Origin of the sequence: Nocardioides sp. Root682 (assembly GCF_001427795.1) — a bacterium.
Taxonomy (GTDB): domain Bacteria; phylum Actinomycetota; class Actinomycetes; order Propionibacteriales; family Nocardioidaceae; genus Nocardioides.
Window position 1 is genome coordinate 1,124,178 of the sequence record NZ_LMHJ01000001.1, and the last position, 22,544, is coordinate 1,146,721.

The following is a 22,544-nucleotide window of genomic DNA, read 5'->3' on the forward strand; positions in this document are numbered from 1 at the left end:
AACCCCGCCCGGGCAGGGCAACCCTCACCGTCGGCGCTGTGGAGAAGTCGTTGCTGTCGCGGGCTATCCGGCGTAGTCGAGCTGGGTGAGCGGAACGTCACCGGCTTCGTACTCGTCCTGCTGGACGATGTCGACGTAGCGGTCGGCGTAGACCGCGAGCATCGACGGGCCCGGACTGGGCGTGCCGGCCAGCCCGATCAGGTCGCCCGACACGATGGTCGACAGCTCGTCCACACCGACGGTCGCCCCGTCCGCCGCCACGACGTCGACCTCGGAGAGCGTGCCGGGCGCGGTCGGGGTCAGCAGCCCGACGCGGATCGGACTGGTCCACGCCATGTCTACGATCTGCCCGCCGCTGGCGCCGTGGACGAGGTATGCCGCACGCGTGCGGGCGATGCCGCCACGGCCGTTGATGACGACGCGGGCGCCCACCACCTCGTCGCCCCGGTTGGTCCGCACCACGGCGACCAGCCGGGTTCCGTCGCGCGACACGATGAGCTGGTGGGCCTGTTCCCCCGTGACGCCGGGCACCCGCACCTGGCGCGCTCCCTGGTCCTCGACGAGCCACACGACCGAGCCGGTACGGCGACGTTCGAGGACCCAGAGCCGCCCGCTGGCGTCCCACGTCGGCCGGGCGTAGGTGCCGCCGCTGAGCACGGTCCGCGTCGGTACGGCGTCGGCCGTCTCCCGCACCGAACCGACCCGGACTCGCTGCCCGTTCCGGTCCACGACCGCGACCTGTTCGGCGTCCGGGCGGGCAGCGAACACCTCGATCCCGGCGCCTTCGTCCCCGAACGGCCCGGTGGCTGCAACCAGGTTGCCCGCGGTGCCCCACTCGAGCCGGCCCCGGGCGAGGCCGAACAGCAGGGTCGTGGCGTCGGCTCCGGCCGGATCGAAGCCCTTGCCGGCATTGACGGGGTACTGCGAGGCACCGCCCGGCAGCGGCAGGTCGAACCCTCCGACGGTGACCCGCAGCGCCGTGATGTCACCGTCCTGGCGGAGCGTCCAGGCCAGCTGGGCGAGCATCAGCTCGGCTTCCTCGGACGTGACCTTCGGGGCGTCACCGACGAGCGTGATCTCGGCGACGCCGTTCTTGTCGACGGGCACGGAGAGGCCCACGCTGAGCCCGGATGGCAGGAAGGAGCGGACCACCCCACGAGCCAGCGGCGGGGGCCCCGCCAGCAGGCCCGAGACGAGGCTGGTCGCGAGCTGGTCCCCCTCGGGCACGAACACCGGCTCCGGAACGAGGATCTGCGCGAGCGGGTCGAAGTAGTAGAGCGAGACCTGGCGGTAGCGCTGCTGGAACCACGTGGCCGGCACGACCAGCGCGTCCAGTGGATCGGCGATGCGGTACTCACCGTCCTCGACGGTGACCCGGAGCTCCATCGTGAGCTGGTCGGCCGGCATCGGGCCCCGCCAGCCTCCGACGGCGTCGAGGCTGTCGGCAGCGGTCAGCTCGACCGAGACGGTGCCGGCGAGCTGGCGGACCGGCAGGGTGTCGCTGTAGACGATCGTCTCCTGCTCGGGGTTCCACTGCGCTGCGGCCGCGGTGGTGAGGTACTTCTTGGCGACGCTGGTCTGGATCGGCCATGCGGTCATCGCGTCGAGGAACCCCGTGACGACCTCCGTGCGCGAAGCGCCCGAGGCCGGTGGCCGGGCGTCGATGTCGCTGGCCTGGCGGGCATCCTCCGCCTCGGTGACGTTCCGTTCGACGACAGGGCCCTCGGTGGGCAGCGTGACGCACCCACCGAGCAGGAGCGCGGCGAACAACGCGATCGTCACCTGGCGGGCGAGCGCTGCCGGGCCAGTCCTCGGGCGCGTGCTCGGGCGGGTCATCGCGGCCCCTCCGGGGTGGGGACGGCGACGGGGCCGGTCACGACACCCGCGTCGGTGGACGAAGCGTCCTCGGGGACCAGGGAGAGCGGACTGTTGCGCAGCGTCGCCCCGGCATGACGTGGGACGGTCAACCGGAACTGGGCACCCTGGCCGGTGCGACCCCAGGCCTGGAGCCAGCCACCGTGCAGGTGCGCGTCCTCCTGCGCGATCGCAAGACCGAGGCCGGTGCCACCGCTGGTGCGGGCGCGCGCGGGATCCGAGCGCCAGAACCTGTTGAAGACCATCGCCGCCTCACCCGGTGCCAGGCCGACGCCGTGGTCGCGGACCGTGATCCCCGCCGCCTCCGCGTCCGAGGCCAACCGGACGATGACCGACTCGGTCGGGTCGTCGGCCTGTGCGTGGTCGATGGCATTGGTGACCAGGTTGCGGACGATCCGCTCGATCCGTCGTACGTCGACCTCGGCCCGGACCTCGTCGTCGGGCTGCTCGATGACGACCCGCACACCACGCTGGTCGGCCAGCGGCTGCGCGGCAGCCACCACGCGCTCGACGACGTCGACGAGGTTGACGTCCTCGGTGGCGAGCCTTGCGGCGCCGGCGTCAAAACGGCTGATCTCGAGCAGGTCGACCAGGAGGTTCTCGAACCGGTCCAGCTCGGCCTGGAGCAGCTCGGCCGAGCGGGCCGTCGTCGGGTCGAACCCGTCGCGGGCGTCGTGGAGGACGTCGGACGCCATCCGCACCGTGGTGAGTGGCGTGCGCAGCTCGTGCGACACGTCGGAGACGAAGCGGCGCTGCACCCAGCTCAGCTCCTCCAGCTGGCGGATCTGGCGCTGCAGGTTCGTGGCCATCTGGTTGAAGGAGTACGCCAGTCGTGCGATGTCGTCCTCGCCGCGTACCTGGAGTCGTTCCTGGAGCCGTCCGGAGGCGAGTCGTTCCGCCACCCTGCGGGCCATCCGGATCGGCGTCACGACCTGTCGGGTCACCAGCCAGGTCAGGCCGGCCACCAGGACCAGCAGCAGGCCCGCGGCCGTGAGCAACGCCCGGGTGACCAGGCCCAGGGTCTCCTCCTCCTCGGTGAGCGGGAAGAGGAAGTAGAGGGTGTAGGTCTTGCCGTCCGAAGGGAGCGGAACCTGCGCACCGACGATGATGCCGGCGCGGGACCGCGTGCCCTCGGGTCCGGTCTGCACGATCTTCGTGTAGGTCCACGCCGTCGACCGGTTGGCCCCGTCGAAGTGGGCCTCGAGGCTCTCGGGCACGCTGACCAGGTCCAGGCCGCTGGTGTACTCACCGCCCCCCTCGCGCAGGGGCAGGTCCTCCCCCTCCGGACCGGCCAGCACGACGCTGTAGCCGCGGCTCAGCCCACGATCGATGATCGGGTCCACCAGGTCGCGTTGCTGACGACTGGCGTTCACTTCGGTGCCCGACGCTGCGGCAAGGCGACCGTTGGCGTCGTTCACCTCCGCATCGACCTCACCGAGGACGACGTCGACCCGGTGCTCGAGCAGGCCCTGCTGGGTCTGCTGCAACAGGATCCAGCCGACGCCGCTGACGGTGGCTGCGGACAGGACGACCGTGCTGACCACGACGCGTGCCTGGATCGACCGACGCCAGAAGGTGAGCGCTCGTCGTACCTCCGGCGCGACCCTGGCCCAGAGGCTGAGCAGCCACCGGGACAGGTCGGAGCCGTCCATGACTGTCGGCCTAGACAGCGCCGGCCTTGTAGCCGACGCCCCGCACGGTCAGGACGATCTCGGGGTGCTCGGGGTCGTGCTCCACCTTCGAACGGAGCCGCTGCACGTGGACGTTGACCAGCCGCGTGTCGGCTGCGTGGTGGTAGCCCCAGACCTCTTCGAGCAGCAGCTGCCGGGTGAAGACCTGGCCGGGCTTGCGGGCCAGGCACAGCAGCAGGTCGAACTCCAGCGGGGTCAGGAAGATCTCCACGCCGTCGCGGGTGACCGAGTGCCCGGCGACGTCGATCTCGAGGTTCTTGACCGTGAGCGTCTCCTGCGGGACGGCGTCGGTACGGCGTACCCGTGCCCGGATCCGCGCAACGAGCTCCTTCGGCTTGAACGGCTTGACGACGTAGTCGTCGGCGCCGGACTCCAGCCCGACCACCACGTCCACGGTGTCGCCCTTGGCCGTGAGCATCACGATGGGTACGCCGGACTCGGCCCGGATCTCCTTGCAGACGTCGATGCCGTCCTTCCCGGGCAGCATCAGGTCCAGCAGGACCAGGTCGGGCCGGTAGTCACGGAAGTCGGCGAGGGCGAGGTCGCCCCGCGGGCACACGCGGCTCTCGAAGCCCTCCTGGGACAGCACGATGCCGAGCATCTCTGCCAGCGGTGCATCGTCGTCGACCACGAGCACCCGCCCCCGGGTGGGGTACGACGGGCCGGCGGGAGGTGTCATGGGTCGATCCTAGGTGGGAGCAAGGCAGAAGCCCCGCACCCGTCGCGGGTGCGGGGCTTCTGGCTACCTGTCAGTAGCGGTAGGCGTCGGACTTGAACGGGCCCTCGACCGGAACGCCGAGGTAGTCGGCCTGCTCCTGGGTCAGGGTCGTCAGCTCCACACCGAGGGCGTCGAGGTGCAGGCGGGCGACCTCTTCGTCGAGGTGCTTCGGCAGGACGTAGACGCCGATCGGGTACTCCTCGGTCTTCGTGAAGAGCTCGATCTGCGCCAGCACCTGGTTGGTGAAGGAGTTCGACATGACGAACGACGGGTGGCCGGTCGCGTTGCCGAGGTTGAGCAGACGGCCCTCGGACAGCACGATGACCTTCTTGCCGTCGGGGAAGATCCACTGGTGGACCTGCGGCTTGATCTCGTCCTTGACGATGCCTTCGATCTTGGCGAGACCGGCCATGTTGATCTCGTTGTCGAAGTGGCCGATGTTGCCGACGATCGCCTGGTGCTTCATCTTCTCGAAGTGCTCGACCCGGATGATGTCGAAGTTGCCCGTCGTGGTGATGAAGATGTCGGCGTACTCGACGACGGACTCGAGGCGCTTGACCTCGTAGCCGTCCATCGCTGCCTGCAGCGCGCAGATCGGGTCGATCTCGGTGATGATGACGCGAGCACCCTGGCCGCGGAGCGACTCGGCGGAGCCCTTGCCCACGTCGCCGTAGCCACAGACGACGGCGACCTTGCCGCCGATCATGACGTCGGTGCCGCGGTTGATGCCGTCGATGAGCGAGTGGCGGCAGCCGTACTTGTTGTCGAACTTCGACTTGGTGACCGAGTCGTTGACGTTGATCGCCGGGAAGAGGAGCGAGCCCTCCTTGAAGCGGTCGTACAGGCGCAGCACACCGGTGGTGGTCTCCTCGGAGACACCCTTGATGGCGTTCGCGATGTTGGTCCAGCGCGTCGGGTTGTTCTCGAGCGAACGAGCGAGGACCCGGAGGACCTCCTTGTACTCCTCGTTGTCGGTCGAGTCCTGGCCGGGAACCGCGCCGGCCTTCTCGAACTCGACACCCTTGTGGACGAGCAGCGTGATGTCGCCGCCGTCGTCGAGGAGCATGTTCGGGCCGATCAGGTTGCCGGCCTCGTCCCTGAAGTCGAAGACCTTCTCGGCTTCGTCCCAGTACTCCGCGAGCGACTCACCCTTCCAGGCGAAGACCGGGGTCCCCTTGGGGTCCTCGGGGGTGCCGCCGGTCTCGGGGCGGCCGACGACGACGGCCGCGGCCGCGTGGTCCTGGGTGGAGAAGATGTTGCAGGTGGCCCAACGGACCTCGGCGCCGAGCGAGACCAGGGTCTCGATGAGCACGCCGGTCTGGATGGTCATGTGCAGGGAGCCGGCGATCCGGGCACCCTTCAGCGGCTGGGCGTCGCCGTACGACGTACGCAGCGAAACGAGGCCGGGCATCTCGTGCTCGGCGAGGGTGAGCTCCTTGCGGCCGAACTCGGCCAGGCTCAGGTCAGCAACCTTGTAGTCCATGAAAAGGGGTCCTCGAGGATCGAGTGTTTCGTGGTCCATGCGGCGCATCTGCGCTCTGCCGGGGTCTCCCGCGCATGACACAGGACACCTTACAAGCGGGATTCGACGCGCGGGGAATCATCGGGAAGGCGGTGTCGTGCCGGGGGTCCGGAGGGGCGGTAACCTCTGCCCGTACGTTCTCAGGGCGGGGGTGGAGCTCCTGCGCGTCGTCACGCCCTGGGTGACACGCGAACAGGAGAACCCATGTCACCCACCGCTCCCCGCATCGCCATCGTCGCTGCTCGCTGGCACGCCGACATCGTCGATGTCGCCGTGACCGCCTCGACCGACGAGCTCCGCAGCCGCGGCTACGACGTCGATGTCGTCCACGTCCCCGGCGCCTTCGAGATCCCCCTGCAGGTCCGTCGCCTCGCGCAGTCCGGGCGGTACGCCGGAGTCGCAGCGGCCGCGCTCGTCGTCGACGGTGGCATCTATCGCCACGACTTCGTCGCGTCCGCCGTCGTCGACGGGCTGATGCGCGTGCAGCTCGAGACCGACGTCCCGGTGTTCTCGGCCGTGCTCACACCGCACCACTTCCACGAGCACGACGACCACACCAGCTACTTCCGCGCCCACTTCGAGACCAAGGGCCGCGAGCTGGCCAGCGCGGTCGACGCCACCCTGAGCCTGCCCGTCGGCTGAGGGCCCGGGTCTCGCCAGGCTCGGCCACCGGGGGCGGCGGCGTCCCCACCACCTAGAATCTCCTCACGTGACTGCCGCATGGGGCTTCGGCCTGACGACGTACGCCGCCGACCAGACCGTTCTCGACGTCTGGTTCCCGACCCCGGCTCTCGGCGAGAAGCCTGCTGACGCGGCGGCTCCGGCCGACCTGGTCGCGCTCGAGGGCGCCGACGAGGCACGGGGGGTGACCCGCAAGGTCGACCTCGTCGAGATCGCCGACCTGACCGACGCGCCCGCCGGCACCACCGACGTGTGGCTGCGCCTGCACCTGCTCTCGCACCGCCTGGTCGCGCCCCACGGGCAGAACCTCGATGGCATCTTCGGCCTGCTGACCAACGTCGTGTGGACCTCCGCCGGTCCGTGCGCCATCGAGGGCTTCGAGCTCACCCGCGCCCGCCTGCAGGCCGCGGGCAAGCACGTCACGGTCCACGGGATCGACAAGTTCCCGCGCCTGGTCGACTACGTCATCCCCGGCGGAGTGCGCATCGCCGACGCCGACCGGGTCCGCCTCGGCGCGCACCTGGCCGAGGGCACCACCGTCATGCACGAGGGCTTCGTCAACTTCAACGCCGGCACGCTCGGCACCTCGATGGTCGAGGGCCGGATCTCGGCCGGCGTCGTCGTCGGGGACGGCTCCGACGTGGGCGGCGGCGCCTCGATCATGGGCACCCTGTCGGGCGGTGGCAAGGAGGTCGTCTCGATCGGCCAGCGCTGCCTGCTGGGCGCCAACGCCGGCATCGGCATCTCGCTCGGCGACGACTGCGTCGTCGAGGCGGGTTGCTACGTCACTGCTGGCACCAAGGTCACCGTGCTCGAGCCCGGCAAGGAACCGCGCGTCATCAAGGCGCGCGAGCTCTCCGGCGCCAGCAACGTGCTGTTCCGCCGCAACTCGGTCTCCGGCGCCATCGAGGCAGCGCCGTGGCAGGGCGACGGCATCGCCCTCAACGCCGCTCTGCACGCCAACTGACGGCCCCCGTCCGTCACCAGCACTCACGCAGACTGGGAGCCGTGAAGCGCAGGGCAACGTCGGTCGTCGTCGGTATCGCCGTGCTGGCGACCGTCGTCGGTGTCGGCATTGCCGTGCTCAAGGTGACCGACGACCTGGTCGGCGGCCCGGACGGCGACTGCAAGGTCACCGTCGATCAGCACAGCGTCAAGATCGATGCCGAACAGGCCGAGTACGCGTCCCTGATCGCCTCGATCGCCGTACGACGTGGCCTGCCTGCGCGAGCCGCCTCGATCGCCCTGGCCACCGCCTACCAGGAGTCGAAGCTCGACAACATCGACTACGGCGACCGCGACTCCATCGGCCTCTTCCAGCAGCGCCCGTCGCAGGGCTGGGGCACCCGCGAACAGATCCTCGACCCGGTCTACGCCACGAATGCGTTCTACGACGCGCTGGTCAAGATCGACGGCTACGAGGACATGGAGATCACCGTCGCCGCGCAGAAGGTCCAGCGGTCGGCCTTTCCCGACGCGTACGCCGACCACGAGGCCGACGGCCGGGCCCTGGCCTCAGCCCTGGCCGGCTACTCCCCCGCCACGTTCACCTGTGACCTCGACGGCGGTGCTCCGTCCGTCAGCGACGAGCTGATGCCGAACGGCCTCACGGCGCGTGCCGATGCCACCCGCAAGGACCTGCTGAAGCGCTTCGGCAACCTCAAGCTCGGCGGCTACGCGCCCGGTGGCGTCGACAGCGGCCACATGGACGGCTCCGCGCACTACGAAGGCCGCGCCATCGACGTGTTCGTGCGGCCGATCAATGCAGCCAACAACATCCGTGGCTGGGCGATGGCGCACTACCTGGTGGCCAACGCCGCGCGTCTCGACGTCCGCACCGTCATCTTCGACGACCGGATCTGGACCGCTGGCCGCGAGGGCTGGCGCGACTACGACCCGCCCGACTCATCGGGTGACATCAAGATCCTCGAGCACCGCGACCACGTGCACGTCGACGTGTTCAGCTGATCCGTCATCCCGTCTGGGGATAGGTGTCGATGGTGTTGCCGATCCATGCGCCGTTGACCAGGTTGAAGCCGAGAAGCTCCTGCTCGTCCATCTCCGCGTGGATCACCCAGCCGCAGGCGTAGGTGCCGAGACCCGGCACCCACAACGCCTTCGTACGCCAGCACGAGTTCGTCCTCGGCTGTGCCTGACCGTGCATCTTCATGATCGCGATGTCGCGCTGGAGAGCCTGGACCAGGGGCGGCGACAGATAGGGAGCCACTTCGTTCCACTTGTCTGCCCAGCCGAGCGCGAAGATCTTGTTGGTGCGGGCTTCGAGGTTCTTCCTGGTCTGGTAGTTCGTCCTCGACGTCGCGACGCTCTTGTTGACGGCGAGCCAGCGGCCGTCCACCTTGCGGAAGTAGAGCCACCACGACTCGTCGACCTCCCACTGGTTCACGTCAATGGCTGCGCGGCACGCGTACACGGTGTCACCAGGACGACTCGCGACGCTCTTGCGGCACGACGGCGTGGCCCGCTCCCAGCGCCGGTTGCCGCCGACGTCGATGAGGAAGCTGACCATCGTCGGCGTCGCGAGCGCAGGCAGCTGCACCCTGTCTCGCCGGTTGGCGAGGCCGACGACCCGTCGCGCCCGAGCAGCGATGTCGGCGGCCGTGATCGCGCTGACGGCCTGCGTCTGCACCGCAGGAGCGACCTCGGCCGATGCGCGTGGCACGGCGAGGACAGACGGAACCAGGACGAGGGCGAACAACCCGAGAAGTCGCTTCATCCCGCGATGCTAGCCCCGCCCCGCGAGCGACCGGGCGAGATCAGCGCACCACCCGCACTGTCGTCACAGTGGTGCGCGAGCCGACCCGCGTACCGATGTTCCACAGGGCGTGACTGCTCATCGCCCTGGTGAACGTCACGCCGAGGGCCCACTTGTCCTTGCCGATGCGCTGGAACGCGACATTGCCGCCCTGGGGCTGGTGCGGTGCCGGGGTCGCGTAGACGTAGGTCGGGCGCTTCGTCGAGGAGACGAGCAGCGTGTACGTGCGGCCGCGGTGGACGACGTACTGCCCGTTCCTCATCGATGCCCCGCTGATCGCCACCTTGGTGATCCGGGCGACGAGGCGGGTGCTGCTGCGGTTGCCGGCCTTGTCCGTCGCGGTGGCGACATAGACCACGCGGCGTCCGCTCGTCGTCCGCTTCACCGTGCAGGTCGCGACGCCGGACAGCTTGTCGCTCGCGCGGCAGCCAGCGGTCGGGCCGGCGGCGAAGTACGTCGCACCGGCCCGCACACCAGTGATGCGGACAGCCGGGCGAACCCGGTCGATGTTGATGCCGCTGATGACGGCCGTGGAGGCGCCGCCATCGACAGCGATGATCGTGCGGGTGACCGACTGACCGGCGCCGTTGCCGGACAGCGTCACCGGTGCCGGACACTCGTCCGTCAGCTCGGCACTGGTCTCCTCACAGTCGAAGGTCACCGTCACCGGGGCGGAGTACCAGCCGTTGCGAGGTGCCTTCGTGCTCGACACGGAGGCGGTGACGACGGGGTCCCGACGTGAGGTCGACGCGGACGAACCGGTGAAGGCTGCGTCGCCCGAGTAGACCGCCGTGACCTCCTGCGTGCTGCCGGAGGGCACCACCTGGGCCAGGGTCGCGGTGCCGTCCCCGGTGACCGGAGCGCCGCCGATCGCGGTCCCTCCGACGAAGAACTGGACCGTCCCGGTGGGGACGCCTGATCCCGGTGCCGTCACCGTCACGGTCGAGACCACGGCGGTTGCGCCCACCGACACGGTCGACGTGGTCGCTGCCTGGCTCACCATCAGGCTCTGCGGGGTGGCACTCGATCCGGCGTAGGTGCTGTCCTCGGTCGGGGTGAAGACCGCGCTGACGGGGTGTGCGCCGACCGCGAGACCGGCTCCGGCGAGGTCAGCGCTGGTCGCCTCGCCGTCCTCGTCGATCACGACCGGGTCACCCAGTGCGGCCCCGTCGACGGTGAACTGGACGCTTCCCGCGTCGGTGCCACTGATCGTGGCGGTGGCGGTCACCGCCTCGCCGTGGACGACGGCGTCCGACGCCAGCACCAGGGCGGTGGTCGTCCCCACGAGGTCGATGTCGAACTGCTGGGTCGCCGTCACGGCGGCCGTGTGCTCGTCGTCGCCGGCCTGGTCGGCGGCGATGACACAGGTCCCCTCGGCGTCGAAGGACACCGTGCCGTCGCTGACCGAACAGGCGTCGTTGGTCGTGGCGGGGTCGACCGAGAAGGTGACCGGCTCGCCCGACGTACCGCCGGTGGCGCTCACGGCGTAGCTGCCGCCGATCGTGGCGTCCGAGGGCACCGTCGAGGTGAAGGTGATCTCCTGGCTGGCGAACGGGGCAATCACCGAGATCGTACCGTCGGTACCGTTCGAGACGTAGACCCGGTGCGTGGCCGGGTCCACCTCCACCCCCACCGGGTAGTGACCCACCGCGACCGTGCCAATGACGTCGTGGGTGGACTGGTCGATCACGGAGACCGTGTCGTCGTTGCGGTTGGTCACGTAGGCGACGTGCGTCTCCTGGTCCACGGCGATGTCCGAGGGCCCGCTGCCGGCGCTGAAGACACCGGCGTTCGTGTCGTCGGTCGTGTCGATCATCGAGACGACCTCGGCGTTGTTGTTGATGACGTAGGCACTGTCGGTGCTGGGGTCGACGGTGACCTGGATCGGACCCGCGAAGCCCCCGATGCTCTTCTCGTGGCTGGTCCCGGCGACCACCTCGACCGTGCCGCCGAACAGGGTGGAGGCGTACGCCTTGTGGTTGACCGGGTCGACGTCGATCGCCCAGGGCCGGCTGTTCGGCTGGCCGACGTGCGTGACCGTCGCCGGGACCTCGGTCGGGTCCACGACGGCGATCGTCTGGGAGTCGTAGTTGGTGACGTAGACCAGGTGGGTACCGGGGTCGGCGGCCACGGCGATGGGGTTGGAGAACCCGCCGATCGTGTCCACGACGGTGTTGGTGGTCGTGTCGATGACGGTGAGCACACCGCCGCCGAGGACATAGGCACGGTGCGTGACGACGTCGATGGCCATCCGCCCGGGAGCGTGGCCGATCGCGATCGAGTCCACGACGACGTTGGTGGTCAGGTCGACCACGTCCACCGCTTGCGCCGCGGAGTCCGAGACGTAGAGGGAGCCGCTGTCCGGTTCGACGGCCAGCCCGTCTCCCCCCGACGTGCCGATCGGAACCGTCGCGATCACGGCGTACGACGTCGCGGCGCTCGCCGGGGGCGCCGAGCCGAGGGCCAGGGCACCGGCGGCCAGCGCGACGGCAACGGCACCGACGAGGGGCTTGCGGGTACGGAAGGATGCCGAGGCGCAGTTGCCGCCCGAGTCGTGATGCATGGTGGGGGTCCCTTGAGTAGGTGGGCCGACCATGGGGGTCGACCTCGCCACCGTCACACCGATGGGTCAGGGCCACCCGCGTTTTGGAGATGTCTCTCCAGTTTCTGACCGATCGGCCATGCGGCCGTGGCCTCAACTGCCCATGTCGACCCGCCAGTCGAGCGGCGTGACCGGATCCGGTCGATAGCTGCAGGACGTTCCCGTGCGCACCGCCCCGTCGAGATGTCCACCCAGCTCGGGAAGCACCTCGCTGATCCGGGCCAGGGCATAGCGCAGGGACCGGGTGACGCTGGTGCGCGCACGCTCGACGGTGCCGGCCGACGTACGGGCCCGGCCGCCGAGGCCGACGGCGCTCGAGAGCTCTGCCATCAGGTAGTCGCGGTCGCGCTCGGCAAGGATCCGGCGGGCCTCGTCACAGTCCCGATCGGCCTCCGCGAGGTCGTCCTCGACGTCAGCGAGCCGACGGCGGTACGCCGCGCGCGCCTCGTCGTCGAGAACGGGCAGTCCCGCTTCCACGATCCCGGCGCCGGCCAGGTCGAGGACGTGGAACTCCTTGCCCGGTGCAGCAACCAGCGTGGCCAACAGCCGCACGCCCTTCAGGTCCGGCACCCAGGCCCGGCGGTCGCGACAGCCCACGTCCCACCGGTCGCCGGAGCGCACCAGGAATGCGGCAGTCGCGTTGGCCGGCCCTGGCGCCAGGGGTTCCCGCTCCACCGCACCCAGGAGCACCTCCACGGCCAGGGCGCGGTGCTCCGCCCCGAACTCCCGGAAGCCGGTGACCGCCGACCGCCACTCCATCGCAGCCAGGTCCTCGGCTCCGGTGGCGCGACGGGCATGCCCGAGCACGACCCGCGCCGTCGCGACGTCGTACGGCGCCCCGAGGTCGGCCCAGCACGCGACGGCTGTCTGCGCCGGCTCGATGGCAGTATCAGGCGTGCCTGCGACGAGCGCAGCGCGCGCACGGGCCAGCGCGGCCTCGGCGCGCACCACCGGGCTCGGGTAGCGGGCCTGGATCGCGGTGAGCCCCTCGGCCGCCTCGTCGGCTCCCGCCCTGTCGCCACGCGCCTCGGCGATCTCGGACCGGGCGGCGAGCAACGGGGCCAGGCGCAGGTCGCCGAAGGGTGGGCGCTCCTTCCAGGGCACCTCCATCGGGTGGTCCATCTCGCCGCGCACCATCTCCTCGGCGACATCGGCGCGACCCTGCGCCAGCCGCACGAGCGCCAGCCCCGGTTGCGGCGACCAGGCTCGCTCGTGGGCTTCGAGGTAGGCCTCCTCGGCACCGACGAGGTCACCCCGGCGCAGCCGGATGTTGCCGAGCTCGACCAGCGGCCAACCGAATTCGCGGCGCATCCACGGCCGCAGCTCGACGCAGGCAGCCAGCGCCTCCTCCTCGGCGGCCGCGGCCGGACCGGAGACCCGCAACAGCTCGGCACGGTGGATCCGGCACCGACCGTTCGTCCCGCCGAACGCCCGGCCCTCACGCCACCGGTCCATGACCTCGGTCCACTCCTGCGCCCGGTCGTGCCGACCGAGCCACTGCGCGGCGCAGATCAGCTCGCAGTAGACGTTCCCGGTGGTGAGGGGGTCGAACGATCCGGCGCCCAGGTCCACCGCCAGCTCGTCGAGCATCGCGATCCCGCGGTCGACGTCGCCCGCGTGAATCGCCAGCCGGGCCAGAGCCGTCCGCCCCAGGCCGTGCGCCGGACCGACCCCGAACCGCTGGCCGAGCTCGACGGCCTCCAGCGCGGGCGCGAGCGCCGACTCCGGGTCGCCCGACAGGAACCGTTCGTAGGTCGCAATGATCGCCAGCAACGCGTGCACCGGGCCGACCGGTGCGTCACCGAGCGACCGTCTCGAGCGGGTCGCCCAGCCGCGGACCGGCGCCATCAGGCCGGTCTCACACAGCAGGTTGAGGGCGACCATCGCAGCCGCCCGCGCGGCATCGACCGTTTCGCCGGCGGCCGACTGGACGTCGTACAAGCGCTCCCAGGCGGCGATCGAGGCCTCGAACTCGCCTGCTTCGTAGGCCGCCATCGCCTGCTGCTCCAGTGCGGCGGGAGTGGCCGGGGTCGTCACTGTCGCATTGTGACACCGCTTGTCACGCCAAGGAGGTGAAGCAGTTCCCCCAACATCCAGTCACCAGGAGCCCGCCATGCACCTCCCCAAGACCGATCTCCCGATCAAGATGAACGCCCTCGGCGCCACCGCCCGTCACCTGCCGAACTTCGGCATCGGCTCCGGGCCGCTGGCAGCCGAGTACTTCACCCTCGCAGCCGGCGTCGACATCGCCCCGCTGCTGCAGGGTCTGCCAGACGACGCCTGCCAGGCCGAGCACTGGGGCTACATGCTGAACGGCAAGGTCGTCGTGACGTACTCCGACGACTCCCAGGAGTACTGCAGCGGCGGCGACGTCTTCTACTGGCCCGCAGGACACTCGGTCCGGGTCGAGGAGGACGCCGACGTGATCCTGTTCAGCGCGCAGCACGAGCACCTGCAGGCGATGAACCACATGCTCGAGAAGCTCGCGACCATCCCCGCCTGAGAAAAGTCGACGCCGGAGTGATGCGCGGGAGCCCTGGTTGGTGCCACCATCGAAATCGGATCTCGGGCATTCCGGAAGGACACCCACCATGGACACCTCCACGGCCCGCGTCGCCCTTGCTGCACTCGCCCTCCTGGCACCGGTACTGGTCGGCTGCGGCGGCGACGACGGAACTGACGGGACCGGCGGAGGCGGAGGTGGGGGCGTCCCCGAGGTCGAGGCCGCCGCCCTCGGAACGCCTGTCGACATCGAGTTCCGGTCCTCCGGCGCGACCGACACGGTCCAGGGCACCGGCACCGTCACCGTCACCGCGGTGCGGAAAGGGGCGATCACGGACCTCACCGACGCCGGCTACGAGGTGAAGCCGGAACAGGCCGCGACCACGCCCTACTACGTCGACGTCACGTTCCAGAACGACGGCGACGTCGAGGTCGAGACCCAGGGAATGTCGGGGCGCGACCAGGACGACACCCTCATCCTTCCGCTGATCCTGCTCGACCTCAGCGGCGCGGGCTTCACACCCTGTCCCAAGGTGCCCCAGAAAGTGGCGGCAGGAGAGACGGCCAAGGGCTGCTCGATCATCCTGATGCCCGAAGGCTCCACCCTTGAGCGGGTCAGCTACAACGCGGGCGGGACCGAGGGCTTCCTCTACTGGGAATCCGGGCTCTGACGACTCAGGGGAAGATCGGCTCCGTGTCGAAGATGCCCGTGGCGAGCCACCGACCGCTGGAGTCGTCGAACGCCAGGCCGTGGTCGACGTCGGTCTCGTAGATGATCGGCAGCAGGCAGTTGAACTTGCCGTAGTCGGCGTAGCCGGCCGGCGTGGTGACCTGCTCGCAGGCGCGCGGGGAGGTGGCCGGGTCGACCGGGCCGGTCGCCGTCTCGACGTAGGTCTTCAGCTCGGTCAGACCGCCCGGTGTCGTGTAGACAGCGACGGCGTCCCAGTTGCCGGCGACGGCAAAGGCCCAGATCTTGTCGGCACGGGCTCCGAGGTTGGTGCGCACCCGGTCGGCGCTCGCTGAGGTGATGATCCGCTCGTTGACGAGCGTCCACCTGCCCTCGAGCCGGCGGTAGAAGATCCACCACTTCATGGGCACGGCGTAGGAGAAGATGCGGGACTCCTCGTAGAGGCACGCGTAGACCGGGTCGCCCGGACGACTCGCCACACTCTTCTTGCACGACGGCGCCTTGGTCCGGTGGTCATGGACCTTGAGCCAGGCCAGCATCTTCGCGTTCGTGTAGCGAGCGACCTCGTCCCACTTCTCGTGGGCGGCCAACACCAGGATCTTCGACGTCCGCGCCTCGATGTCGTTGGCGTCGACGGCCTGGGCCGGCGCAGCGGTCGGGACGGTGAGGAGTGCAGGGACGAGCATGAGGGCGAGAAGCCCGAGAAGTCGCTTCATCCTGCGAGGCTAGCCCGGCAAGGTGAAGAACGCGGCGGGTTCAGGCGAACGCGGTGAGCCGCGCGACAGCGGCATCGATCCGCTCGTCGGTGGCCGTCAGTGCCACCCGGACGTGGTGATTGCCGGCCTTTCCGTAGAACGCACCCGGCGCGACGAGGATCCCCTGCGCGGCCAACTCGGCGACCATCGACCAGCAGTCCGGTCCGTCGGGACCCTTGGTGGTCCAGAGGTAGAGCGACGCCTCGGAGTGCTCGATCGTGTAGCCGGCGCTCTCCAGCGCGGATCGCAGCTTCGTACGACGTGCGCGGTAGCGCTCGTGCTGCACGGCGACGTGCTCCTCGTCGCCGAGGACGGCCGCCATCGCGCGCTGCGTCGGGCCGGGCATGAGCAGGCCGAGGTTCTTGCGCACGGCGAGCAGCTCGGCGATCACCGCACGGTCACCGGCGACGAACCCACAGCGGTAGCCGGCGAGGTTGGAGCGCTTCGAGAGCGAGTGGACGATCAGGATGCCGTCGGAGGAGCCACCACACACGTCAGGATGCAGGACCGAGACGGCCTCGCCGTCCCAGACGCAGTCGAGGTAGCACTCGTCGGAGACGAGCAGCACGCCCCGCTCGCGGCACCAGTCGACCACCTTCTTGAGGTGCTCCTTCGGGAGCACCCGGCCGGACGGGTTGGACGGCGAGTTGATCCAGAGCAGCTTCGGCGTCTCCGGTCCGAAGCTGGTCAGGGAGTCGGTGGCCACCGAGGTCGCGCCGACGTACGCCGCGCCGACCTCGTAGGTCGGGTAGGCGAGTGCCGGGAAGCCGATGATGTCGCCCGGGCCAAGGCCCAGGTGTGCAGCCAGGTTGGAGATGAACTCCTTGGAGCCGATCAGCGGCAGCACCTGGTCGAGCCCCAGACCGGTGACGCCGTGCGTGCCGGCGAGCCAGTCGACAACGGCCTGCCGCACCTCGGGAATGCCGATCGTGAGCGGGTAGCCGGGCGAGTCGGCTGCCGCCGCGAGCGCGGTACGGGCCACCTCGGGCGTCGGGTCGACCGGCGTACCGATGGACAGGTCGACGATGCCGTCGGCATGCGCGCGCGCCTGTTCGGCGTACTGCGTCAACTGGTCCCAGGGAAAGTCGGGAAGCCGCCGCGAGACCGGTTTCGAGGCTCGCTCTGCTCGCACCTCAACCATCGAGGCGGAGCTCAGTGTTCGTCGTGGATCTGCGGCTCGAGGGCCGCCACGAACTCGGCGTCCTTGTCGATCTCGCCCATCTTGGCGGCACCGCCGGGGGAACCGAGGTCGTCGAAGAACTTGACGTTGGCGTCGTAGTAGTCCTTCCACTCCTCCGGGACGTCGTCCTCGTAGAAGATGGCCTCCACCGGGCACACGGGCTCACAGGCACCACAGTCGACGCACTCGTCGGGGTGGATGTAGAGCATCCGCTTGCCTTCGTAGATGCAGTCGACCGGACATTCATCGACGCACGCACGGTCCTTCAGGTCAACGCACGGCTGCGAGATGATGTAGGTCATCGGGTTCCTCCTGGACAGGGGCCTTCAACTGCGGAGACTGTGGGTCGATACGAAAGGGTTTCGTATCGAGGGTCAGCCTAGTATCCCTCTCGTGCCTTCCGCGCGGAGACCCTCCCCTTCTGGACAAGATCCGTCGGTCGCCCCTCCTTCCGGCCACACGCTGGGCCCTCACGTGGTCGGCCAGCGGGTCGTCGTACGACGTCTGGTCCGCGGCGAGACCGGCCCGAGCGGCGGCCCGGCGATGACCGATCTCCTGGGTGTGTGCATCGCGTGGGCGGACGGAGTCTGCGTCGTCCAGCCCGAGACCGGCGACGCCGTCACCATCGCGCTGGCCGACATCGTCTCCGGCAAGCCTGTGCCACCCCGCCCCTCGACACGGAGCCGGATCAGCTCCCGGGAGGCCGAAGGCAGGACGGGATCGCTGTGGCCCGCACTGGAGCGGGTCGCCCTCGGCGAGTGGGAGCTGCGTTGCGACCAGGCTCCGACCGGGCCGCTGCGCAAGCGGGCCAACTCCTGTCTGGCGATCGGCGACCCGGGCTGCTCCATCGACGATGCCACCGCGCACGTGGTGGCCTTCTACACCGAGCGCTCGCGTGATCCGCTGGTGCAGGTCGAGGCAGGCTCGGACGTCGAGGACAGCCTGCGAGCCGTGGGCTGGCGCCCACTCGAGTACGGCGAGGCGCAGCTGCGTCTCGCGTCGATCTCCCGGGTACGCCGCTCGCTCCCTGCGCCCCGCCACCAGGTCGAGCTCGCCGCGACCGGGCCGCACGCCGTGGCAACTGCCGGGACGGGCTGCGATCCCGTTGCCGAGGCGCAGGCGATGCTCGAGGGCGACTGGCTCGGCATCTACGGACTGACCGTGGATCCGGCGCACCGTCGCCGCGGCCTGGCGAGCGCGGTCCTCTCCGAGCTCCTCGAGTGGGGTGCGGAGCAGGGGGCGTTGACCGCCTGGCTGCACGTGGAGACCGCGAATCCCGACGGTCTCGGCCTCTGGGAGTCACTGGGGTTCGAGCAGCACCACACCTGTCGTTACTACGCGCCGCCCAGCGCCGACAGCTCAGCGAGCGCGGCACCCGTCAGCCGGTAGGTCGTCCACTCCTGCATCGGGCGCGCACCGAGCGCCTCGTAGAACTCGATGGCGGGGGTGTTCCAGTCCAGCACCGCCCACTCGACGCGCTGATAGCCGCGCTCGACGGCGATCGTGGCCAGCGAGGTCAGCAGCGCCTTGCCAAGGCCGCTGCCGCGCTGCCCGGGCTCGACGTAGAGGTCCTCGAGGTAGATGCCAGGGACGCCCGTCCACGTGGAGTAGGTGCGGAACCACAGGGCGATCCCGACCACCCGATCGTCGGCCTCGGCCACCAGCACCGACGCCACCGGGTCCGGCCCGAACAGCCAGGTGTGGAGGTGTCCCTCCGTGGTCGCGACCGCATCGGGCTCGCGCTCGTAGGCCGCGAGCTCGCGGACCAGGCGCAGGATGTCAGGGACGTCCGTGGGCGTGGCCTCACGGACGCCGTCGGGCAGTCGCATCCGGTCAGCCGCGGGCGAGGAACATCAAGAGGTCGTGCCGGGTGAGCACACCGATCGGCTTGCCGTCCTCGTGCACGAGTACGGCGTCCGCGGACTCGAGCAGCGGCACCGCATCGGTGGCGTCCTCGGTCGACCCGATCGTCGGGAGCGCCGGCGACATGTGCGCTTCGACCGGATCGGTCAGCTTGGCCTTGCCCGTGAAGAGGGCGTCGAGCAGGGCGCGCTCGGAGACCGAGCCGGCCACCTCGGCCGCCACGATCGGCGGCTCGGCGCGGACGACGGGCATCTGCGAGACGGCGTACTCCTGGAGGATGGCGACCGCTTCGGCGATGGTCTCGTTCGGGTGTGTGTGGATGAGTGTGGGCAACCCGCCGGTCTTGCCGTGCAGGATCTCGCCCACGGTCCGGGCCGGGGCGGGCTGACCGGTGCTGAAGCCGTACTGCGCCAGCCAGTCGTCGTTGAAGACCTTGCTGAGGTAGCCGCGGCCGGAGTCGGGCAGCAGCACCACGATGATCGCGTCGGTCCGGCCCTCGGCAGCCAGCTCGTGGGCCAGCTGCCGGGCAGCAAAGGCCGCCATGCCCGAGGATCCGCCGACGAGCATCTGCTCCTCGCGGGCCAGGCGCCGGGTGAAGGCGAACGAGTCGGCGTCGGACACCTCGATGACCCGGTTCGCGACGTCGCGGTCGTACGTGTCGGGCCAGAAGTCCTCACCGACACCTTCGACCAGGTAGGGCCGCCCGGTGCCGCCGGAGTAGACCGAACCGGCCGGGTCCGAGCCGACGACCTCGACCGCGGCGTTCTGCTCCTTGAGGTAGCGACCGACACCGCTGATGGTGCCGCCGGTGCCCATGCCGGTGACGAAGTGCGTGATCCGTCCCTCGGTCTGGCGCCAGATCTCCGGGCCGGTCTCCTCGTAGTGGGAGCGCGGGTTGTGCGGGTTGGAGTACTGGTCGGGCTTCCACGCACCCGGCTGCGAGGCCAACCGGTCGCTCACGTTGTAGTACGAGTCGGGGTGCTCGGGCGCGACGGCGGTCGGGCACACGACGACCTCGGCGCCGTAGGCCTTGAGCACGTTGCGCTTGTCCTCACTGACCTTGTCCGGGCACACGAAGATGCACTTGTAGCCCTTCTGCTGCGCGACCATCGCCAGTCCCACGCCCGTGTTGCCCGAGGTCGGCTCCACGATCGTGCCACCGGGCTTGAGGGCGCCGGACTCCTCCGCGGCCTCGATCATCCGGCTCGCGATCCGGTCCTTCACGGATCCACCGGGGTTCAGGTACTCCACCTTCGCGAGGACCAGCGGTCCGTCGCCGGGCAGGTCCAGGCACTTGTTGAGCCGGACGAGCGGGGTGTTCCCGATGAGCTGCAGCAGTGACTCGACGTACTCCATGACCTCACCGTAGCGGCCCCTCCGTAAGGTTGGCCCGTGAGCAAAGCCGCTGCAGCCCGCAAGCTCGCCGCCGCCGCGTTGTACGGCGGCGGCGGTCTGTCTGCGCTCGGCGCCGGCCTCTACGGCGTGCTCAGCGCCGAGGCCAAGCTCGCCCGCCGCACGATCGGTCCCACGCGCGAGGAGCCGCCGCCGGACGCGACTGGTTGGTACGGCCGCGGCCGGCCCGGACCGGCGATCAGGATCGCGCTGCTCGGCGACTCCAGCGCTGCCGGCTACGGCGTCGACCGCGTCGAGGAGACGCCCGGTGCCCTGATCGCCACGGCCGTGGCCGAGCATGCCGACCGACGGGTCTACCTCAAGGAATTCTGCGTCGTCGGCGCGAAGTCGTCCGACCTCGCCTCCCAGGTCGATCGGGCGTTGCCGATCGAGCCGGAGGTGACGGTGATCCTGATCGGTGGCAACGACGTCACCCACACGATGCGCCCCTCCCAGTCGGTGCGCTACCTCTCCGAGGGCGTACGACGCCTGATGGATGCCGACGCGAAGGTGGTCGTCGGCACGTGTCCTGACATGGGCACCGTCCAGCCAATCGCTCCCCCACTGCGCCAGGTCGCCCGGGCGTGGTCACGCCGCCTCGCCGCCGCCCAGACCATCGCGGTCATCCAGGCGGGCGCGCGCACGGTGTCCCTCGGCGACGTGCTCGGCCCGGAGTTCGCCGCAGCACCCGCCCTGTTGTTCGGCCCCGACCAGTTCCACCCGTCCGTGGAGGGCTACAAGGCGTTGGCCGGAGTCCTCATCCCGTCGGTCCTGGCCGCGCTCGAGCAGGCTCCTCCGGCGGAGACCGAGCTCGAGGCGTTCCGCGGCGAAGGCGTGCTGCCGGTGAGCCGCGCGGCCATCCAGGCCGTCAACGAGCCCGGCACCGAGCTGGACGGCACCGAGATCGGCGGCCTGCGGGCCGGCGTACGCGGCCTGTGGGTCGAGCTGCGGCACCGCCGCAGCCGTCAGCACGTGCCCGGCGAGGCGCCCGAGGAGCACGAGAGCGCGCCAGCTGCGCAGTGACCTCGCTCGTGGCCGGTCGGGCTCCGGTTCAACTACCGAATTTGTCGCGGCCCGGCCGCGAAGGCAGCAAATTCGGTAGTTGAACCGCAGCCCCGGAGCAACCCTGTGGAGAACCTCCGGCCCGTACGCCGCTGGCACGGATGCTGGGGCGATGGACCTGCACATCAACAGGCCGGACATCACGGTTCCGGTGCGCGTTGATCCTCGCGGAATCGCCGGCCCGACCCCGGGACAGGCGCGGGGGCCACGCTGGCGCCGGTCAGGCGGCGCGGGCACCGGCATGTTCGTGCCGTCCCACGTCTGCGGAGACGGCGAGCCGCAACGGATCGTTGAAGCTGTCGCCAGCACCCCCGAGGGATCTGCCGCAACCGGGTGGGCTGCCTTGCACTGGCAAGGTGCCCGCTGGTTCCCCGGCCGGACCGCGCGGGGCGAACCGCTCCCTGTCCCCCTGGCGATCGGCGACAGGGCGCACCTTGCTCGCCGTACCGGCGTACAACTGTGGCGCGACTGGCTGTTCGACGGAGACATCATCGACGTCAATGGGTTGCCCGTCACGCGCCCGGAAAGGTCCATCTGCGCCGCGGCCCTGAGAGCACGGTCTCTCGAGGACACCGTTCGCATCATCTGCATGGCCATGGCCGACGACCTGGCGGACCTGATGGAGATCGGCGACTACGCAGCGCGCATCCGAGGGCGGCCCCACACCCGCAGGCTCACCGCCGCGATCGACCTGTCGGACGAGAATGTGTGGTCACCACAGGAGGTCACCATGCTGATGAGGTGGCGGCGCCAACGCGACGGCGTTCGACTGCTGTGCAATCCACCGATCTTCGACCTGCAGGGCAACCACCTGCTGACCCCCGACCTGTTCGATCCCGCGGCGGCGGTGATCGGACAGTACGACGGGATCGTCCACAACGACCTCCAGGTCCGGCGACGCGATCTCGACTCCGAGGAGCTCTGTCGCGACCTCGGGCTCGAGGTGGTGTCCATGGTTTCGCGCGACCTGCGCGACCTGGGGTCCTTCGACCATCGGCTGGACGCGGCGTACCGTCGCGCGGCGCGACGACCGGGAGCCATCGGCTGGACGCTGGCGCAGCCACACTGGTGGACCGACACCTCGACGGTGGCCCTGCGCCGCTCCCTGGATGACGAGTCCCGGCGCATCTGGCTGCGACGACTCGCGTCGTGATGTCGCAACGTGGTGCGGGTCGTGCGGTTCAACTACCGAATTTGCGCTCCGCGAGTGCTCAACAGAGCAAATTCGGTAGTTGAACCG

The 22,544-nt window shown here is 69.9% G+C and carries 20 protein-coding genes; 8 read left to right on the forward strand and 12 right to left on the reverse strand.

Features of this window, described 5'->3' with window-relative positions; all coding sequences use genetic code 11:
- Positions 1 to 63: 63 nt before the first annotated feature.
- From ASD84_RS05200 to ahcY, 4 genes are all read right to left on the reverse strand, one after another.
- Positions 64 to 1,836, reverse strand: a complete 1,773-nt coding sequence (locus tag ASD84_RS05200; protein ID WP_082573166.1) for an LpqB family beta-propeller domain-containing protein — start codon at positions 1,834 to 1,836, stop codon at positions 64 to 66.
- Positions 1,833 to 3,527: an MtrAB system histidine kinase MtrB gene (mtrB, locus tag ASD84_RS25980; RefSeq protein WP_056707348.1), complete on the reverse strand. Its 1,695-nt coding sequence runs from the start codon at positions 3,525 to 3,527 to the stop codon at positions 1,833 to 1,835. Before mtrB ends, ASD84_RS05200 begins: the two co-directional genes overlap by 4 nt.
- Before the next feature lie 10 nt (positions 3,528 to 3,537).
- The gene (gene mtrA / locus ASD84_RS05210; RefSeq protein ID WP_056707351.1) at positions 3,538 to 4,245 is read right to left on the reverse strand and encodes an MtrAB system response regulator MtrA; all 708 of its coding nucleotides are present in this window, start codon (positions 4,243 to 4,245) and stop codon (positions 3,538 to 3,540) included.
- Between the two features lie 70 nt (positions 4,246 to 4,315).
- On the reverse strand, positions 4,316 to 5,767 hold the full coding sequence (gene ahcY / locus ASD84_RS05215) for an adenosylhomocysteinase (RefSeq protein WP_056707354.1): 1,452 nt from the start codon (positions 5,765 to 5,767) through the stop codon (positions 4,316 to 4,318).
- A 243-nt stretch (positions 5,768 to 6,010) separates the two neighbouring features.
- Between ahcY and ASD84_RS05220 the strand changes: the two genes are divergently transcribed.
- The 3 genes from ASD84_RS05220 to ASD84_RS05230 all read left to right on the forward strand — a co-directional run bounded on the left by ASD84_RS05220 (position 6,011) and on the right by ASD84_RS05230 (position 8,455).
- Entirely contained in the window at positions 6,011 to 6,448 is a 438-nt protein-coding gene (locus ASD84_RS05220; RefSeq protein WP_056707357.1) for a 6,7-dimethyl-8-ribityllumazine synthase, read from the forward strand.
- A gap of 67 nt (positions 6,449 to 6,515) precedes the next feature.
- Complete coding sequence (gene dapD / locus ASD84_RS05225) at positions 6,516 to 7,454, forward strand: 2,3,4,5-tetrahydropyridine-2,6-dicarboxylate N-succinyltransferase (protein ID WP_056707359.1); 939 nt, start codon at positions 6,516 to 6,518, stop codon at positions 7,452 to 7,454.
- A gap of 41 nt (positions 7,455 to 7,495) precedes the next feature.
- A complete protein-coding gene (locus tag ASD84_RS05230) occupies positions 7,496 to 8,455 on the forward strand; it encodes a hypothetical protein (protein ID WP_200954429.1) in 960 nt (319 codons plus the stop codon).
- Between the two features lie 4 nt (positions 8,456 to 8,459).
- Here ASD84_RS05230 and ASD84_RS05235 read toward each other — a convergent pair whose 3' ends face one another.
- The 3 genes from ASD84_RS05235 to ASD84_RS05245 all read right to left on the reverse strand — a co-directional run bounded on the left by ASD84_RS05235 (position 8,460) and on the right by ASD84_RS05245 (position 13,899).
- A complete protein-coding gene (locus ASD84_RS05235) occupies positions 8,460 to 9,221 on the reverse strand; it encodes a hypothetical protein (protein WP_156391590.1) in 762 nt (253 codons plus the stop codon).
- Between the two features lie 40 nt (positions 9,222 to 9,261).
- The gene (locus tag ASD84_RS05240) at positions 9,262 to 11,823 is read right to left on the reverse strand and encodes an Ig-like domain repeat protein (protein WP_056707365.1); all 2,562 of its coding nucleotides are present in this window, start codon (positions 11,821 to 11,823) and stop codon (positions 9,262 to 9,264) included.
- Positions 11,824 to 11,955: 132 nt separating this feature from the next.
- Complete coding sequence (locus ASD84_RS05245) at positions 11,956 to 13,899, reverse strand: hypothetical protein (RefSeq protein ID WP_056707368.1); 1,944 nt, start codon at positions 13,897 to 13,899, stop codon at positions 11,956 to 11,958.
- 76 nt (positions 13,900 to 13,975) lie between these two features.
- Between ASD84_RS05245 and ASD84_RS05250 the strand changes: the two genes are divergently transcribed.
- The gene (locus tag ASD84_RS05250; RefSeq protein WP_056707371.1) at positions 13,976 to 14,365 is read left to right on the forward strand and encodes a hypothetical protein; all 390 of its coding nucleotides are present in this window, start codon (positions 13,976 to 13,978) and stop codon (positions 14,363 to 14,365) included.
- An 88-nt stretch (positions 14,366 to 14,453) separates the two neighbouring features.
- The gene (locus tag ASD84_RS05255) at positions 14,454 to 15,035 is read left to right on the forward strand and encodes a hypothetical protein (protein ID WP_056707376.1); all 582 of its coding nucleotides are present in this window, start codon (positions 14,454 to 14,456) and stop codon (positions 15,033 to 15,035) included.
- 4 nt (positions 15,036 to 15,039) lie between these two features.
- On the opposite strand, the gene ASD84_RS05260 is transcribed toward ASD84_RS05255, so the two are convergent.
- From ASD84_RS05260 to fdxA, 3 genes are read right to left on the reverse strand one after another with little or no spacing between them, the layout of a single operon-like run.
- Positions 15,040 to 15,768: a hypothetical protein gene (locus tag ASD84_RS05260; protein WP_156391591.1), complete on the reverse strand. Its 729-nt coding sequence runs from the start codon at positions 15,766 to 15,768 to the stop codon at positions 15,040 to 15,042.
- Positions 15,769 to 15,808: 40 nt separating this feature from the next.
- Positions 15,809 to 16,948 carry a succinyldiaminopimelate transaminase gene (gene dapC, locus ASD84_RS05265; protein WP_056707380.1) on the reverse strand — a complete coding sequence of 380 codons (1,140 nt, stop codon included), beginning with the start codon at positions 16,946 to 16,948 and terminating at the stop codon, positions 15,809 to 15,811.
- An 11-nt stretch (positions 16,949 to 16,959) separates the two neighbouring features.
- A complete protein-coding gene (gene fdxA / locus ASD84_RS05270; RefSeq protein ID WP_056707383.1) occupies positions 16,960 to 17,289 on the reverse strand; it encodes a ferredoxin in 330 nt (109 codons plus the stop codon).
- A 172-nt stretch (positions 17,290 to 17,461) separates the two neighbouring features.
- Between fdxA and ASD84_RS05275 the strand changes: the two genes are divergently transcribed.
- Positions 17,462 to 18,376: a GNAT family N-acetyltransferase gene (locus ASD84_RS05275; protein WP_056707386.1), complete on the forward strand. Its 915-nt coding sequence runs from the start codon at positions 17,462 to 17,464 to the stop codon at positions 18,374 to 18,376.
- On the opposite strand, the gene ASD84_RS05280 is transcribed toward ASD84_RS05275, so the two are convergent.
- A complete protein-coding gene (locus tag ASD84_RS05280) occupies positions 18,322 to 18,816 on the reverse strand; it encodes a GNAT family N-acetyltransferase (RefSeq protein WP_056707388.1) in 495 nt (164 codons plus the stop codon). The genes ASD84_RS05275 and ASD84_RS05280 overlap by 55 nt on opposite strands.
- Positions 18,817 to 18,820: 4 nt before the next feature.
- On the reverse strand, positions 18,821 to 20,206 hold the full coding sequence (locus tag ASD84_RS05285; RefSeq protein WP_056707393.1) for a cystathionine beta-synthase: 1,386 nt from the start codon (positions 20,204 to 20,206) through the stop codon (positions 18,821 to 18,823).
- 36 nt (positions 20,207 to 20,242) lie between these two features.
- Here ASD84_RS05285 and ASD84_RS05290 point away from each other — a divergent pair, with 36 nt between their 5' ends.
- Together ASD84_RS05290 and ASD84_RS05295 are read left to right on the forward strand one after the other, a co-directional pair.
- The gene (locus ASD84_RS05290) at positions 20,243 to 21,265 is read left to right on the forward strand and encodes an SGNH/GDSL hydrolase family protein (RefSeq protein ID WP_056707396.1); all 1,023 of its coding nucleotides are present in this window, start codon (positions 20,243 to 20,245) and stop codon (positions 21,263 to 21,265) included.
- Between the two features lie 151 nt (positions 21,266 to 21,416).
- Complete coding sequence (locus tag ASD84_RS05295; RefSeq protein WP_056707399.1) at positions 21,417 to 22,457, forward strand: hypothetical protein; 1,041 nt, start codon at positions 21,417 to 21,419, stop codon at positions 22,455 to 22,457.
- The last annotated feature ends 87 nt before the right edge of the window (positions 22,458 to 22,544 follow it).